Below are 16,335 nucleotides of genomic sequence, written 5' to 3' on the forward strand. Positions count from 1 at the left end.
GCGCGGTGCGACTCGAGTCCGGGGCGCGGTGCGTGGGTGCGGATCACGCCGGACCGCATCCGCCTCCGGGATCGCGAGCCGTCCGGAGCGAATCCGGCGGCGGGCGCGCGCGTTCCGATCGGTGGGCACCCGTGTTCCGATGCTGGCGCTGTCCGCCCGGAACAGCCGTACTTGTCGGTGGTCTGCGATAGAAATCCGGACAACGAGGAAGGGGGAACGATGCCTACGCGAGAGACCGCGACGGTATCCGGCGATCCGTCGGCGGTGGCCGGGCAGCGGTCGGACAAGCGGCGCGCGCGGGTGAGCGCGGGGCTGGCGGATCTGGACAGATGGCTGGCCGATCAGGTTCGGACCGGTCTGGCGCAGGTGGATCGATCACCGCGGACATTCGAGGCGGTGGCGGCGCGGATGGTCGACGCGCAGGCACCCGGGGTGGCGCGGGCGCTGCGTGACCTCGGGCGCGTCGGAGCGCGGGCCGATTGGCCGCAGCGGCTGTTGCGGGAATTCGGCCGTCTGCACCTGCTGGTCGCCGCCCACCAGCGGCTCGATCACCTCTCCCCCGGCCTGCGCGCCAGCGTGCGCACCCATATCGGCTACCCCACGTCCGTGGATTCGGTGCGCGAACAACCCGCGGTGCGCGACACCTGGCTGGTGCTCGCCATCCGCACCACGGTCGAGGACGGCCTGTACTCCCGCCGAATCTGGTTGCGCGGCACCACGACCGGACGCTGGGCACTGTTGCTCGACCACCACTTCGGCAGTCCCACCTTCCCCCAGGGCACCCCCGCGCCCGGCTTCCGCATCGACGCGGACCTGCACTACTACCCCGCCGCGGCACCGCTGCGCGCGATCTGGGGCGAGCGCCACGGCCCCGCCGAACCCGACACCACCGGCGATCCGTCCCGCACCCCCACGGCGGGCGCGGACCGCGCTCCGAGCACCGCACCCGAGTTCGACAGCGCCCCGACGACACCGTCCGAACCCACCGCCGAAACAGCCGACCTCGGCGACGCCGCCACAGCGATCGGGTCCGACACCACGGCACCATCCTCGACCGCCACCGATGCCGCACCCGACACCACCGCGGCAACCGGCCACGGCACCGCCGCCACGGGTGCATCCGCCGCCACGGCGGCCCCACACGGCGTCGCCGCGTCGGCCGAACCCGGCACGTGCGCCACGCCATCGGCCACCACAGCATCCGGGCTCGACAGCACCGCGGCGACGGCCGGACCCGAAACCCCGGCGGCAGCACCGGCGGCCGCGAGCGAACATCGCTCCCTCGCCACACCGACCGGCCCGGCCGGACACGCAACTGCCGCCGCACCGCGATCCGGCACCGCCGCCTCGCTCGCGGAATCCACCGGGACCACCGGGCTGTCGGACCCCATCGCGTCGACCGGGCTCGGTATTGCCGACGCGTTGGGTGAGCACGCCGTGGCGGTGGGGGCGGATCCGTTTCTGCGCTCGTGGCCGATGCTGCTGGTCGACGTGGTGCCGGTGCGGACCGAAAGTGGTTGGTATGTGGTCGAAGCCGTGGGGGATTCGCTTCCGATCACAGTGGAGGACGGCGAACCGTGGCGCATGCTCGGCGTATCCGGCGGCCATCCGGTGACCGTGGTGGGCGAGTGGACCACCGACGGGCTGGTGCCGCTCGCCGTCCACGCGGCGGGGGCGGTTGTGGACGCGGTGGCGGCGGACGGTGTCTCGGTCGCCACGCCGCCGACGGCGAGTGCCCTGGGTGGCCGTCCCGGCACCGCGGCCGCCGCCGAGCCGGGCATCGCGGAACTCGTCTCCACGGCACTGGTCGGCACCGCCCGGCGCGCCGCCGATACCGCCGCGCTTCCGGCATTCGTCGCGGCGGCGGCCCGATCCGGCGACGATCCGGCCGTCGCGCTGCTCGAAGCCGTTGCCCTGCAAGACTGTTTCCTGCGTGGAGCGGTGTCACCGAGTGCGGCGGAGAAGTCCGATACCGCCGAGGAAGACCCGCGTCCACCGCTGCCGCCCGCCGCCGCGGCGCGGCTGGGAGCCCTGCTGACCGGCACCTCGTCCTTCCTGGCGGAGTGGTTCGCGGCGGCCGAACCGTTCGACTACCGCGCCCCGGACACCATGTGCAGCCGCCTGCTGGAGCGCGCAAAATCGGTTGCCGTCCACCGGGAATCGCTGCTGCGCCTGGCCGGTGCGCGCGGCCGCTGGCTGGCGGCGCGGCATCCCGGCTGGCGCGGTCTGGTCCGCGCCGCCGCGGACGACGATTCGGTGTGGTCGCACGGCCGGCCGGCGGAGCGCCGGGCCTGGCTGGCGCGGCTGCGCCGCACCGATGCCGACGCGGCTCGCACCGCCCTCGCGAACTCATGGCCCACCGAATCCGGACCGGGCATGGTGGAGCTGCTGGCGGTGCTGGCCGACGGCCTGTCCGCGGCCGACGCACCGCTGCTGGAATCCGGGCTGGACGATCGCCGCGCCGAGGTGCGCAGGCTGGCCGCGGATCTACTGACCCGCCTACCGGATTCGGCTTTCGCCCGGCGCATGGAGCGGCGCGCGAGCGCATGGCTCACCGTCGGCGCGCACCCGGACGGACCGCGCCTGACCACCACCGGCCCGGGTGTGCTCGATGACGCCGCCCGCCGCGACGGCGTCGGGGATCCCTTCCCCCTCACCGCCTACCGCGCCGACGGCGCACCGGATCTGGCCGCCGAATGGCTGCACCGAGTGGTGGCCGCGACGCCGCTGCGACACTGGGAACCGCTGCTGGGTCCGCCCGAGGAAGCGGTGCGGACGCCGATGGCGGAGGGGCTGCGCGGCCCGATGCTGCACGGTTGGGCCGACGCCGCCCTGGCACAACGTGATCCGGCCTGGGCGCGGGCGCTGTTCGCGATCATGGCCGAGGCGCCGGTGGCTGGCGATCCGGATATGGAGAAGCTGCGTGAACTGTTCGCCGTGCAGCCGCTCGACGATCAGGTGCGGCACCTGCGCCGCCTGGACAGCAGCTGGCTGGCCGAGATCGAATCGCTGCTGCGGGCGCTACCGCATCCCTGGCCGGCACCGGTGGCCGAGCACGTGCTGCGCCTGCTCCTGGAGCGGGCGCGGCTGAGCGCGGACCGCCCCGGCGCGCCCAGTCTGGTGCCGGGGGCATACCGGACGCTGTTCCGGGCGGCCGCCACCCACTTCCCGGTGACGGCCGCGCCCGCCGTCGCCACCACCGCCCGACGCTGCGGAGAACCGTACTGGGAGCAGGCATTCGATCAGCTCGCCGCGGATCTCGTGGAACGTCGGATCATGCTCGAGGAGTTGCAGTGACCAGCACCGCGGACCGGGACGCCCTGCTGCGCCCGCACGCCGAACAGACCTACGCCGACGAACTGGCCGTTCTGGCCGCCGCCGACGACCGCCCGCGTCCACCGTCCTGGCGGCTGTCGCCGTGGGCGGTGGTCACCTATCTGCTCGGCGGCCCGCTGGCCGACGGCACCGTCATCACCCCCAAGTACGTGGGGCCGCGGCGTCTCATGGAGGTCGCGGTCGCCACCCTGGCCACCGATCGCGCACTGTTGCTGCTGGGTGTGCCGGGCACCGCCAAAACCTGGGTGTCGGAACATCTCTCAGCCGCCATCTCGGGTGCGTCCACCCTGCTGGTGCAGGGCACGTCGGGGACGACGGAGGAGGCGGTCCGCTACGGCTGGAACTACGCCCGCCTGCTGGCGGAGGGACCGAGCGCGGCGGCGCTGGTGCCGTCGCCGGTGCTGACGGCCATGCGGGCCGGGTCCATCGCCCGGATCGAGGAACTCACCCGTATTCCCTCGGATGTGCAGGACGCGCTGATCACCGTGCTGTCGGAGAAGACGCTGCCGGTGCCGGAACTCGGCACGGAGGTGCAGGCGGCCAAGGGTTTCAATGTGATCGCGACGGCCAACGACCGCGACCGCGGCGTCAACGAGCTGTCCTCGGCACTGCGGCGACGCTTCAATACCGTGGTACTGCCGCTGCCCGCCGGAGAGGACGACGAGGTCGCGATCGTCACCAAGCGGGTCGAAGAACTCGGCGCCGCACTGGAATTGCCCACCGTGCCCGCCGCCGCGGAGGAGATCCGGCGGGTGGTGCGGGTCTTCCGGGAGCTGCGTTCGGGGATGACGGTGGACGGGCGCACCAGACTCAAGTCGCCGTCCGGCACGCTGTCCACCGCCGAGGCCATCTCGGTGATCACCAATGGGCTGGCGCTGGCCGCGCACTTCGGTGACGGCGTGCTGCGCGCCGGGGATGTGGCGGGTGCGGTGCTGGGCGCGATCATCAAGGATCCGGTCGCCGACACCGTGGTGTGGACCGAATATCTGGAAGCCGTGGTGCGTCGGCGCCAGGACTGGGCCGACTTCTACCGCGCCTGCCGCGAGGTGCACACATGAGCGCTCCCGCCGCTAGGCCGCCGGACGGCGATACGCGGACGCCGGACGGCGATGCGCCACCGCGGACCCGGATCTTCGGCATCCGCCACCACGGGCCCGGCTCCGCGCGTGCGCTGCGGCTGGCGCTGGAGCGGTTCCGCCCCGACGCGATTCTCATCGAGGGCCCCGCCGACGCCGACGATCTGGTCCGCTATGTGGCCGCCGCGGATATGACGCCACCGGTGGCGTTGCTCGCCTATCGGCCGGATGAGCCGTCCACGGCGGCATTCTGGCCCTACGCCGAGTTCTCCCCGGAGTGGCAGGCGCTGCGCTACGGGGTGGAACACGGTGTGCGGGTGGGTTTCTGCGACCTGCCCGCGGCCAACGCGCTCGCGGCTGCCGGGGAACCCGGCGACCGCACCGACCCGCTGAGCCTGCTGGCCACCGTCGGCGGCTACGACGATGCCGAGCGCTGGTGGGACGCCATTGTCGAATCCGGTTCGGACGCCGACATCTTCGACGCCGTGCACGAGGCAATGGCGGCGCTGCGCGAGGCGGCGGTGCCTGCGAACGACTCCGCGCCCGACGAAGCCGCTGACCCGCCCGCTGTCGACGCCGCTACCCGCGACAGCGTCACCGCCGACGACGCGGCCCGCGACAGCGCCGACGACCGCCGCGCGCGAGGCGGAGCCCCCGCCGACGCCGACGCCACGACGACGGCGCACCAACCCGGTGCGATGCCGCATGCCGCCATCGACGCGCGCGATCCGGGACAGACCTCTCCGAGGGATACGGCGGACGGTGCGAGCGAGATGTGGGGAAGCGCTGGGGCCGACGCGGTCGCGGCGCGGCCGGACGCGGTCGACATCGTGGTCGATGCGCACACCTTGCGCCGGGAGGCGCAGATGCGGCAGGTCATGCGCAAGGCGCTGAAGGACGGCGCGCGGCGGCTGGCCGTGGTGTGCGGCGCCTGGCACGCGCCCGCACTGAGCGGGAAGCTCCCTCCGGCGGCCGCGGACGCGCGACTGCTGAAGGGCATGCCGAAAGTGAAGACCACACTCACCTGGGTGCCGTGGACGCATTCGCGGCTGTCGACTTCGTCCGGGTACGGGGCGGGCATCACCTCGCCGGGCTGGTACCGGCACCTGTTCGCCGAGACCGAGCAGCCGATCGCGCGCTGGCTGACCAAGGTGGCGGGGATGCTGCGGCGGCACGACCTGCCGGTGTCGAGTGCGCACATCATCGAGGCCGTCCGGCTCGCCGAGACCCTCGCCACCCTGCGCGGCCGGCCGCTGGCCGGATTGTCCGAGGTCACCGAGGCCACCCGGTCGGTGCTGTGCGACGGTGACGAGACCATGCTGGATCTGGTCACCCGGGAGCTGGTGATCGGTGAGGCGCTGGGGACCGTGCCCGAGGACACGCCCACCGTCCCCTTGGAGGCGGACCTGCGGGCGCGGATCAGAACCCTGCGGCTGCGGCAGGAAGCCCGGGAACGCACCCTCGACCTGGATCTGCGCACCGAGCGCGATATGGCGAAATCCCAACTGCTGCACCGCCTGGAGTTGCTCGGCATCGACTGGGGGCGGCGTACCGCCGACGAGGTGCGCGGCACCGGCACCTTCCGCGAGACCTGGACGCTGCGGTGGCGGCCCGAGCTGGTGATGGCGGTGGTGGAGGCGTCGCGCTGGGGCACCACCCTGGCGACGGCCGCCACGGCGCGGATCCTCGACCGCGTGCGGGCACCCGATACCGGGCTGCCGGAGGTGGCCGCCGCCCTCGACGCCGCCCTGCTGGCCGCCCTGGGCGATGCCGTCGACGGGCTGATCATCCGGCTGGAGTCGGTGGCGGCGCTGGACCACGACATCACCCATCAGCTGGCCGCGCTGCCCGAGCTGCTGCGCACCCTGCGCTACGGCGATGTGCGCGGCACCGATACCGCCGCGCTGGCCCGGGTCGCGGACGGGCTGCTGGTCCGGGTGTGCGCGGGCCTGCCGAGCGCGGTCACCGGCCTGGACGCCGACGCGGCGGCCGAGCTGCGCGCCCGCCTCGATGCCGTGCACCTGGCGCTGGCCACCCGCGCCGACGCCTGGGCCACGAACGCCTGGCTCACCGCCCTGCGCGGGCTGGCCGACCGCGACGACGTGCACGGCGGCCTGGTCGGCCGCGCCGTGCGGTTGCTCCGCGACGCCGAAGTCGTCGACGCCGCCGAGTCGGCCCGGCGGCTCTCCGCCGCGCTCTCGGTGGGCCGCACCGCCGCCGACAAGGCCGCCTGGATCGACGGCTTCCTCGGCGGCCGCGGCCTGCTGCTCGTGCACGACCGAAACCTGCTGGCGCTCATAGATTCCTGGCTGGCCGGGCTGACGGAACCGGATTTCGTCGCCGTCCTGCCGCTGCTGCGCCGCACCTTCGGCGACTTCGACAGCGGTGAACGACAGTCCATCGCCGCGGCGATCCGGCACGGTACGGCGGCCCCCGCCTCCGGTGCGACCGCGAACCTCGACGTCGAGCGGGGGACGATCGCGCTGCGGGCCACCCGCGAGATCCTGGAGGCGCTCCGATGAGCGAGTTGGACGAAACTCACGCGCGGCGTTGGCGATTGGTGCTCGGCGGCGCGGCCGAGGCCGGGCTGGGCGGGCTGGACAGCGCGGAGGACGCCGCCATGGACCGGGCGCTGTCGGCGCTGTACGACTCCGACGCCCGCACGGGGCAGGGCGGGCGGCGCTCCGGCGGGCTGGGCGGATCGGCGCCGAATGTGGCGCGCTGGCTGGGTGATATCCGCTCGTACTTCCCGTCCACGGTGGTCGAGGTGATGCAGCGAGACGCGGTGCGGCGGCTGAATCTCACCGAATTGCTGTTGGAGCCGGAACTATTGGAGGCGGTCGAGCCGGATGTGCATCTGGTCGGCACCCTACTCGGCCTGAACAAGGTGATGCCGGAGACCACCAGGGCCACCGCACGCATGGTGGTCGAGCGGGTGGTGCGCGAGATCGAGCGGCGCGTCGCCGCACGGACCGTCGCGGCGGTGGGCGGGGCGCTGAACCGGGCGGCGCGGGTAGCGCGGCCGAAACCGCGGGATATCGACTGGGACCGCACCATTCGCCGCAATCTCGCCACCTATCTGCCCGAGTACCGCACCGTCGTCCCGGAGCGGCTGGTCGGCTACGGCCGCAAGGCGCAGGCGGTGCGGCGCGATGTGGTGCTGGCCATCGACCAATCCGGTTCCATGGCGTCGAGCGTGGTGTACGCGTCGGTGTTCGGGGCGGTGCTGGCCTCCATGCGGTCGCTGCGCACCTCGTTGATCGTGTTCGACACCGCCGTCGTGGATCTGACCGATCAGCTCGCCGATCCGGTGGACGTGCTGTTCGGCACCCAACTCGGCGGCGGCACCGACATCAATCGCGCCCTCGCCTACGCACAGGGGTTGATCACCCGCCCCGCCGACTCCCTGTTCGTCCTCATCTCCGATCTGTACGAAGGCGGTGTCCGCGCCGACATGCTGCGGCGCGTGCGCGCCATGACCGAGGCGGGCGTGCAGGTGGTGGTGCTGCTGGCGCTGTCCGACGACGGCGCGCCCGCCTACGACCGCGAGAACGCCGCCGCCCTGGACGCCCTCGGCGTCCCCGCCTTCGCCTGCACCCCCGACCGCTTCCCGGATCTGCTGGCGGTGGCCCTGGACCGGGGTGATGTGCGGCGGTGGGCCGAGCAGAACGCCGGGCGGGCCTCGTCCTGACCCGGGCGGGGGCGGGCCGGGATGCCGACCGACACGCGACGGGCCGCATCCCGGCCCACGCGGGGCGGGCCGCGGCCCCGGCTACAGGCGGACTGCGCCCGGCGGCCCGGCCGGATCGCCGGATTCCGGTCGCACAATGAATACGCCCAGTTCAGGCAACATATTGGCAGTGAGCTCGGAATCGGGGCACGCAAACACTGCTAGGCTGCCTGGCGATTCGACTCGTGGAAACGGGGGCTCTCGGTTGCTGGACTCTGGTGAAGATTTCGCCGGTTACGTCATCGAGCGCGAACTGGGCCGCGGCGGTATGGGTTCGGTCTACCTGGCCAAGCATCCGCGGCTGCCGCGCATGACGGCCTTGAAACTGCTCAATCAGGAGATGTTCTCCGATGACGAGATCCGCGCCCGGTTCATCCGGGAAGCCGATCTGGTCGCCCAGCTCGATCACCCGAATATCGTGACGGTCTACGACCGCGGTGCGGTGGACGAGCAGCTGTGGATCTCCATGCAGTACATCGACGGGGTGAACGCCGCCGCCGTCGATCCGGGCAAGCTGCCGCCGCTGCGCGCGGTGCAGATCATCACCGAGACCGCCAAGGCCCTCGACTACGCACACGGCATCGGCGTCCTGCACCGCGATGTGAAGCCCGCCAATATCCTGCTGGCCCGCTCGGGTCGCGCGGGGGCGGGTGGTGAACGGGTGTACCTCACCGATTTCGGCATCGCCAGGCTGCGCGACGACACCGGTCATCTCACCCAGACCGGCACCGTGACCGCCACCCTGGCCTACGCCTCGCCGGAACAGCTGACCGGCGCGACGCTGGACGGCCGCTCCGATCAGTATTCGCTGGCCTGCACGCTGTTCCAATTGCTCACCGGCAGCGTGCCGTTCGAGGGCACCAGTCCGGCGGCGGTGATCCGCGGCCATCTGCAGGAGCGCCCCCGCCTGCCCAGCGCCCTGCGCCCGGACCTGCCCCGCGCCGTCGACGGCGTGCTGGCCCGTGCGCTGTCCAAGCGCCCGCAGGACCGCTACCACTCCTGCACCGAGTTCGCGAGCGCGGCCGAGCGGGCGTTCACCATCTCCCGCACCGCGCCCCCGCAGCCGGTGCAGCCGCCGCGCCCGCCCACCCCGGCCGGACCGCAACCGGTCGTGCCACCGACGTATACGCCGTCGTCGCCGCGCCCACTCGTCGGCCAGCAGGGCCCGATGGGCCAGGCGACCCCGTCACCGGGCCAGGTCAATCCGCAGTCCGCACCGTTCAATCCGCAGCCGGGTCCGCTGAATCCGCAACCGGCCCCGCACCCCGGACCGCTGGGACCGCAGTCGGCCCCGCACAATCCGCAAGCGAGCCAACCGAATCCGACACCCGCGCCCTACAACCCGCAGGCGGGGCAGATCGGCCCGCAGTCCACGCCGTACCCACAGGCGGGCTCGCCGAATCCGCAGTCCACGCCACACAATCCACAGTCGGCGCACAATCCGCTACCGGGACAGCCGAACCCGTCGTCGGCGTTCAACCCGAGCCAGTCGATGCCCCGCCCGGCCCCCTACCAGCAGTCCGCGCCGTTCACCCCGCAGGGCACCCCGCCCCAGCCGTACGGATATCAGGCTCCGCCCACGAACTACGTCCCGCCCCAACAGGGTTCCGGCTCCAATACCGGCATCATCCTCGGCATCGTGGCGGCGGTGATCATCGCCGTCATCGCGGTGATCGTCATCGTGGCCCTGGCCTGACACCGCCGACGGCCCCACCCGCACCACGCTCCCGGCGGTCCCGTCCGCCGCGCCCGGCGGCTTCGCCCGGTCACCACCGAGACACCCCCAACAGCGCGCCTCCAGCTCCACGCCGCCGCCCCGCGCCGATCGGCGCGGGGCGGCGGAAGGGGCGCACGCGGAACCGCTTACAGATCCGCGATGGCCGCCAGCGGCGGCGTGCGGGCCGCGCGCACCGCGGGCCACAGCGCCGCCAGCACGCCGACCACGCCCGAGGCGATGAGCATGCCCACGATCTGCCCCCACGGCACCGCGATGGTCCCCAGGCCGAGATCCTGCAGGGTGCGCAGGAATCCGATGCCGAGCCCCAGGCCGAGGATGACACCGACCACCGCGCCGAAGATGGCGATCAGCATGGACTCCAGGTAAATCGAGCGCCGCACCTGCTGTCGCTGCATACCGACCGCGCGCAGCATGCCGATCTCGCGGCGGCGTTCCACCACCGACAGCGCCAGGGTGTTGACGATGCCGAGAATGGCGATCACCACCGCCAGGGCCAGTAGCCCGTAGAGGATGGCCAGCATGGTGTCGATCTGACGCCCCTGCACACCCTTGAAGTCCTCCCGGTCCATCACCTGGACGTTGCCGTACTTCTCGGTGGCCTGCTCCAGACCGGTGCGCAGCGTGGCGATATCGGTACCGGGCGCGGCCACGACCGCCACCATGAAGCTGCTGCGGAAGCTGGTCGGCACCGTCTGCTCGTACAGCGACATGGGCGCGACCAGCGCCTGCAGCAGCTGGGTGTCCGCGTAGATGCCCGCCACCTCGACCTGGTATTTCTTCCCGTCCACGCCGGATACCTCGACGGTCTGCCCGGCCCGCCAACCATTGTCGGAGGCAAGGGTTTCCGAGGCGAGGATCTGGTCGTCCCCGAGGGAGCCGCTGCCCTGCTGGATGTCGTAGGACAGCACGCGGTCCAACGGCCCCTCCGGCACCGTGCCGAAAACCTGTTCACCGCCGACCTTCAGGGCGAGACCGTGGAACGCCACCGCTTCCTCGACGCCGGGCACGGCCTTCACCTCGTCGGTGGCCTGCAACGGCACACCGATGAGTGCGCCGGGCGGCCCCGACAGCATGTAGTCGGCCTTGACGCCCTTGTCCACGAGGTCCCCGACGCTGGCCTTGGCCGAAGCACCGAGCATGCCGATGGCCGAGACCAGCATCAGCCCCAGGGTGAGCGCGAAGGCGGTGGCCGCGGTGCGGCGCGGATTGCGAATGGCGTTGTTGCGCGCCATCCGTCCGACCGGACCGAACGGCCGCACCAGCACCCCGAGCCCCGCCAGCACCGGGCGCGACAGCGCGGGCGAGGCGAAGAGCACCGCGAGAATCAGTGCGGCCGCGCCGATTCCGACGGTGGCGGCGGCATTGCCGCCGGTGTTCTGTGCACCCAGCACCACCAGTGCCACGCCGATCACCGCCAGCACCGCACCCGCGATGGTGCGCAGCCGCAGCGATTCGGAGTGCGAGGCGAACTCCTCGCGCATGGCCTCCACCGGCGGCACCCGGGCGGCGCGACTCGCGGGCGCGTAGGCGCTCACCACCGTCACGACCACGCCGAGCACCAGCGCCACCGCCACCGTGCGCGGCAGCACTGCCATGGCCCCGGTGGGCAGCCCCAGATCGAAGGCGTTGAGCAACGCCGCCAGCCCATAGGCGAGACCGATGCCGGCCGCGAGACCCAGTGCGCTGCCGACCAATCCGACGATCAGCGCCTCACCGACGACCGAGCGGCCCACCTGTCCGCGGCTCGCGCCCACCGCGCGCAGCAGCGCCAGTTCCCGCAGGCGTTGGGCGACCAGCATGGAGAAGGTGTTGTAGATGATGAAGGTGCCGACGATCAGTGCGATGGCGCCGAAGGCGAGCAGGAAGTAATTGATGAACTTGAGCGCGTCACCGAGCTGCTGCTTCATGTCCTCGCGGACCTCGTCACCGCTCTGCACCTTGTAATCGGGGAAAGCCGTGACGATTTCGGAGCGCAACCGGTCCGGGTCGGTCCCGGACCGCGCCGCGATGTCCAGATAGGCCACATGCTCGCCGTCGGTGAACAGCCGCATGGCCTCGTCGTAGTCGAACTGCAGGCCGATGAAGCCGCCGGTCGCACCACCGCCGTCGAGTTGGTAGATACCCGAGATGGTTACGGGCACATTGCCCTTCGCTGGCGTGACCACCGTGACCGGATCGCCCACCCGCAGTCCGGCGCGGTCCGCGCCACCCTGGTTGACGGCGACCTGCCCGGGTTCGGAGGGCGGTCCGCCGTCGACGAACCGCTGCGGTTCGGCCACCGCCCGTTCCGGCGGCAGGTACGCCTCGCCGATGGTCGGCGCACCCCCGGTCTGGACCACCTTGCCGTCCTTCAGCAGGGTGACCGGTCCGTTGGCGCCCGGAGCCACGGTGCGCACCCCGTCCATGGCGGTGACCTTGTCGACCAGGGTGAGCGGTACCCCGATGGACTGCTGGTCCTCCGGGCTGATCCGGACGTCCACGCCCCTGGCCTGATTGGCGAAGATATTGTCGAACGTGCGCTGGAGGGTGTCGGTGAAGACGAAAGACCCCGCGATGAAGGCGGTTCCGAGCACCACCGACAGCACGGTGAGCACCAAGCGCACCTTGTGCGCGGCGAGATTGCGCAAGGCGACCTTGCGCATGGGGCTGCCGGACATCAGATCGTCTCCAGGGACTTGATCTTGTCGAGGACGGAATCGGCGGTGGGGTCGCGCAATTCGTCGACGATCCGGCCATCGGCCAGGAACACGACGCGATCGGCGAAGGAGGCGGTGCGCGGATCGTGGGTGACGATCACGACGGTCTGGTCGAATTCGTCCACCGCCGCCCGCAGGATCGACAGCACCTCACCCGAGGAGTGCGAATCCAGGTTGCCGGTCGGCTCGTCGCCGAAGATGATGTCCGGCTTGCCCGCCAGCGCGCGGGCGCACGCCACGCGCTGTTGCTGGCCGCCCGACAGTTCGGCGGGCCGATGCCCGAGCCGGTCGGTGAGGCCGAGGCGCTTGACCACCGTGGCGAGCCACTCCTCATCGCCCTTGCGGCCCGCGATATCCAGCGGCAGGGTGATGTTCTCCATGGCGGTGAGGGTGGGCACCAGATTGAACGCCTGGAAGACGAACCCGATGCGGTCGCGGCGCAGGCTGGTCATCTGCTTGTCGGAGAGGGTGGTGAGGTCGGTGTCACCGATGTGCACGGTGCCCGCCGTGGCCGAGTCGAGACCGGCCAGGCAGTGCATGAGGGTGGACTTGCCCGAACCGGACGGGCCCATGATCGCTGTGAATTCCCCCCTGGCGAACTCCGCCGACACTCCGTCTAGCGCCTTGACCTGCGTGTCACCGGAACCGTAGAGCTTCACCAGGTCGGTCGCGCGGGCGGCGACCGAGGCGGGGGCCGACTTGTCGAGGGCGACGGAAGCCGAGGCGTCTGAAGTCATGGTGTCCAGTGTGTCGAGGATCGCGACCGGACGCCATCGGGGAACACCCGGAAACACGCACCCTCAGGGAATTCACAAAAGCCCACGACGACGAGTGGATCGCGGCGTTCGCGCAAGCCGTCAGTTCAGGGGGGCGGACCGCCACCAGGCCAATACCTCGTCCAGCGTGCCCACGATGCCGTCGGTGTACATGAGGTACTGGGTGCGGTTGTCGTCACCGGTGAACACCGTGACCATGCGCGGGCGATTGCCGCCGAACTGGTAGTTGGTGTACGTCTTGCCGCCATTGGTGTCGGTGGTCCGCTGGTCGGGCGCGAGGGCGGCGACCACGGCCTGCGCCTCGGCCGCCGTGGAGTAGGCGTAGAGACGGTAGAACGGGTCGGCGTTGTCCGCGCCGCCGAAGCAGCGCCACTGCACCGCCCAGGTCATGAAGTCGGGTTCGCCCTCGGTCTTCTCCGGCGGGCTGCTCGGATCGGCCAGGTAGCAGGTGGCGCCGTTGTAGCCAACGTCTCCGGTGGTGCCGGCGGGCACCATGCTCGGGAATTCGGCGGTCAGCGACTGCGCGTCCACCGCTCGGTCGGCCACCACGGTGGTGGTCGCCGCGGTCGTGGTCGTGGTCGTGGTGTCACCCGCGGTGGTGGTCGTGCCGCTGTCGCTCGCCGCGACGATCACCACCACGGCGACGATCAGCAGCAGGACCACGCCCACGATGGCCGCGATGATGAGCCCGGCATTGGATTTGCCCTGCGGCGGCGGACCGTGGAAGCCCTGCGGCGGCAGCGCCCCGGGACCCGTGAACTGCTGTCCGGGGAAGGAGGGCGGCGGGGTGTACCCCGGCTGCGCGAACTGGTTGGTCTGGCGGGGCGCGGTGTAGCTCGGCTGCGACGGCGGGGTCAGGGTGCCCGCCGCGGTGCCGGTCTGCTGGAACGGAGTGGGCGGGGCCGTCGCGGTGGGCGGTTGCGTTGGCGGTCGCAACTGCTGGAGCAGCTGCGGCGGGGCGGTGTTCGAACTCGCCAGCGGCACGCCGGACGCACTCGGCGAAGCCAGCGCGCGGCGAGCGGCGGCGGCGAACTCGGCGCAGCTGTCGAAGCGTTCGTCGGCACGTTTGGCCATGGCCTTGTGCAGCACCATGTCCAGGGCGGGCGGCAGGCCGGGGCGCGCGGTGCTCAGCGGCGGCGGCGGATTCTGCAGATGGCCCTGGATGACGGCGGCGGGATTGGTGGCCGCGAATGGACCCGTACCGGTGAGCAGCCAGAACAGGCTGCACGCGAGGGAGTACTGATCGGAGCGACCGTCCAGCGCGGAGCCGGTCAGCTGTTCCGGCGAGGCGTAGGCCAGGGTGGCGGTGAACGTCCCGGTCTGGGTGAGATGGCCGGTGTCGTCGCGCAGCCGGGCGATGCCGAAATCGGTGAGATAGACCCGCTCGCCCTTACCGCCGGTGGCGCGGGCGAGCAGGATGTTCGCCGGTTTCACATCGCGGTGCAGGACGCCGTTGCGGTGCGCGTAGTCGAGCGCGTCGGCGGTCTCGGCCACGATCTGCACGGCCCGCTCCGGGGGGAGGGTGCGGGCGTCCACATTGGCGGCGTCCACGCCGTCGATGTACTGCATGGAGATCCACAGCTGCTCGTCGTCCATGCCCCGGTCGTAGACGGTGACGATATTGGGGTGGTCGAGCTGGGCGACCAGGTCGGCCTCGCGCTCGAAGCGGGCGCGCACCTCCTTGTCGAACACCATCTCCCGGTTCAACAGCTTGAGCGCGGTCAGCCGGGGCAGGCGCGGGTGTTTGGCCAGATACACCGAGCCCATGCCCCCGCGGCCCAGCTGGCGCTCGATGACATAGCCGGCGAAAACGTCACCGCTGGACAGCATTGCTCGTTCCCACTTCCGTATTCAATTGCCCCTCAGCTGCGCTCCGGGGCGGGTTCGCGGCGCTGGAGGCCGCGAACCAGCGTGTGCCGCATCATTGTCTACCACCGAATCGAGCTGACAGGCTGTGTAGTTCTACGGGCTTATCTTCTGCCGGCCCGCTTACGCAACAGTTATGGATCGCTTGGCATGGTTGTCGGTGGGGGTGGATACGCTGGCCTCATGCGTCTAGGAGCACACGTGCGGATGGACAGCGACCCCATCGGCTTCGGCGAGAAGCTGGGGGCCGATGTCATCCAGATGTTCGTGGTGGACCCGCAGGGCTGGGAGAAGCCGACACCGCATCCGCGCACCGATGAGATCAAGGCCAGCCCGATCGAGGTGGTGGTGCACTCCTCGTACCAGATCAATGTGGCCAGCGTGAACAACCGGCTACGCATGCCGTCGCGCAACGCGGTGGCGCAGCAGGCGAAGGCGGCCGCGGAGCTCGGCGCGTTCGGACTGGTGGTGCACGGCGGCCACGTGCGCTCCGACGCCGAAATGGCCGAGGGGATCGTCAACTGGCGCAAACTGTTCCAGCGCCAGGCGGACAAGGGCGGCTTCGCGGTGCCGATCCTCATCGAGAACACCGCGGGCGGAAACCACGCCATGGCCCGGCATTTCGACAATATCGCGCGGCTGTGGGAGGCCGTTGGCGATTACGGCGCGGGCTTCTGCCTCGACACCTGCCATGCCTGGGCGGGCGGTGAGGAACTGCTCGGCATCGTGGACCGGATCAAGGCCATCACCGGCCGCATCGACCTGGTACACCTCAACTCCTCCCGCGACGCCTTCGACTCCGGGGCCGACCGGCACGCCAACCTCGCCGACGGCACCATCGACCCGCAACTGCTGGTGGAGGTGTGCCGGGCCGTGGATGCGCCGATCGTGCTGGAGACCCCGGCCGAAGGCGTCGCCGACGACCTCGCCTACCTGCGCGAACAGGTCGGCTAGGACCCGGGCCAGCCGCCGGTCGCGCGGGCAACCCACACCGGGGCCGGCGACCGGCAACGCGGCATCGGCCACGGGCTGACGCGAGACCGATTCGCTGGCCGGACGTCAAGTCCGGTCGGGCGTCCGCGACCGGGCTCGCACCGGACCTACCACATTCGAGCGG

Annotated in this window: 9 protein-coding genes; 6 read left to right on the forward strand and 3 right to left on the reverse strand. The window is 71.4% G+C overall.

Annotated elements, in window-relative coordinates; all coding sequences use genetic code 11:
• Positions 1-219: 219 nt before the first annotated feature.
• The 5 genes from QMO76_RS08685 to QMO76_RS08705 all read left to right on the forward strand — a co-directional run bounded on the left by QMO76_RS08685 (position 220) and on the right by QMO76_RS08705 (position 9,838).
• Positions 220-3,297 carry a DUF5691 domain-containing protein gene (locus QMO76_RS08685; RefSeq protein WP_306360680.1) on the forward strand — a complete coding sequence of 1,026 codons (3,078 nt, stop codon included), beginning with the start codon at positions 220-222 and terminating at the stop codon, positions 3,295-3,297.
• Positions 3,294-4,394, forward strand: a complete 1,101-nt coding sequence (locus tag QMO76_RS08690; protein ID WP_306360681.1) for an AAA family ATPase — start codon at positions 3,294-3,296, stop codon at positions 4,392-4,394. The genes QMO76_RS08685 and QMO76_RS08690 overlap by 4 nt, the downstream gene beginning before the upstream one ends.
• Positions 4,391-6,934 carry a DUF5682 family protein gene (locus tag QMO76_RS08695; RefSeq protein ID WP_306360682.1) on the forward strand — a complete coding sequence of 848 codons (2,544 nt, stop codon included), beginning with the start codon at positions 4,391-4,393 and terminating at the stop codon, positions 6,932-6,934. The genes QMO76_RS08690 and QMO76_RS08695 overlap by 4 nt, the downstream gene beginning before the upstream one ends.
• On the forward strand, positions 6,931-8,103 hold the full coding sequence (locus QMO76_RS08700; RefSeq protein WP_306360683.1) for a VWA domain-containing protein: 1,173 nt from the start codon (positions 6,931-6,933) through the stop codon (positions 8,101-8,103). Before QMO76_RS08695 ends, QMO76_RS08700 begins: the two co-directional genes overlap by 4 nt.
• A 244-nt stretch (positions 8,104-8,347) precedes the next feature.
• On the forward strand, positions 8,348-9,838 hold the full coding sequence (locus QMO76_RS08705) for a serine/threonine-protein kinase (protein ID WP_306360684.1): 1,491 nt from the start codon (positions 8,348-8,350) through the stop codon (positions 9,836-9,838).
• Between the two features lie 167 nt (positions 9,839-10,005).
• Here QMO76_RS08705 and QMO76_RS08710 read toward each other — a convergent pair whose 3' ends face one another.
• From QMO76_RS08710 to QMO76_RS08720, 3 genes are all read right to left on the reverse strand, one after another.
• Positions 10,006-12,537: an ABC transporter permease gene (locus QMO76_RS08710; protein ID WP_306360685.1), complete on the reverse strand. Its 2,532-nt coding sequence runs from the start codon at positions 12,535-12,537 to the stop codon at positions 10,006-10,008.
• Positions 12,537-13,313, reverse strand: coding sequence for an ABC transporter ATP-binding protein (locus QMO76_RS08715; RefSeq protein WP_306360686.1), 777 nt, complete (start codon positions 13,311-13,313; stop codon positions 12,537-12,539). The genes QMO76_RS08710 and QMO76_RS08715 overlap by 1 nt, the downstream gene beginning before the upstream one ends.
• 120 nt (positions 13,314-13,433) lie before the next feature.
• Positions 13,434-15,182 (reverse strand): serine/threonine-protein kinase, encoded by a 1,749-nt coding sequence (locus QMO76_RS08720; RefSeq protein WP_306360687.1) that lies wholly within the window; start codon positions 15,180-15,182, stop codon positions 13,434-13,436.
• A gap of 219 nt (positions 15,183-15,401) precedes the next feature.
• Here QMO76_RS08720 and QMO76_RS08725 point away from each other — a divergent pair, with 219 nt between their 5' ends.
• Positions 15,402-16,172 carry a deoxyribonuclease IV gene (locus QMO76_RS08725; protein ID WP_306360688.1) on the forward strand — a complete coding sequence of 257 codons (771 nt, stop codon included), beginning with the start codon at positions 15,402-15,404 and terminating at the stop codon, positions 16,170-16,172.
• Positions 16,173-16,335 lie beyond the last annotated feature (163 nt).

The organism is Nocardia sp. CC227C, from assembly GCF_030767025.1.
Taxonomy (GTDB): Bacteria; Actinomycetota; Actinomycetes; order Mycobacteriales; family Mycobacteriaceae; genus Nocardia.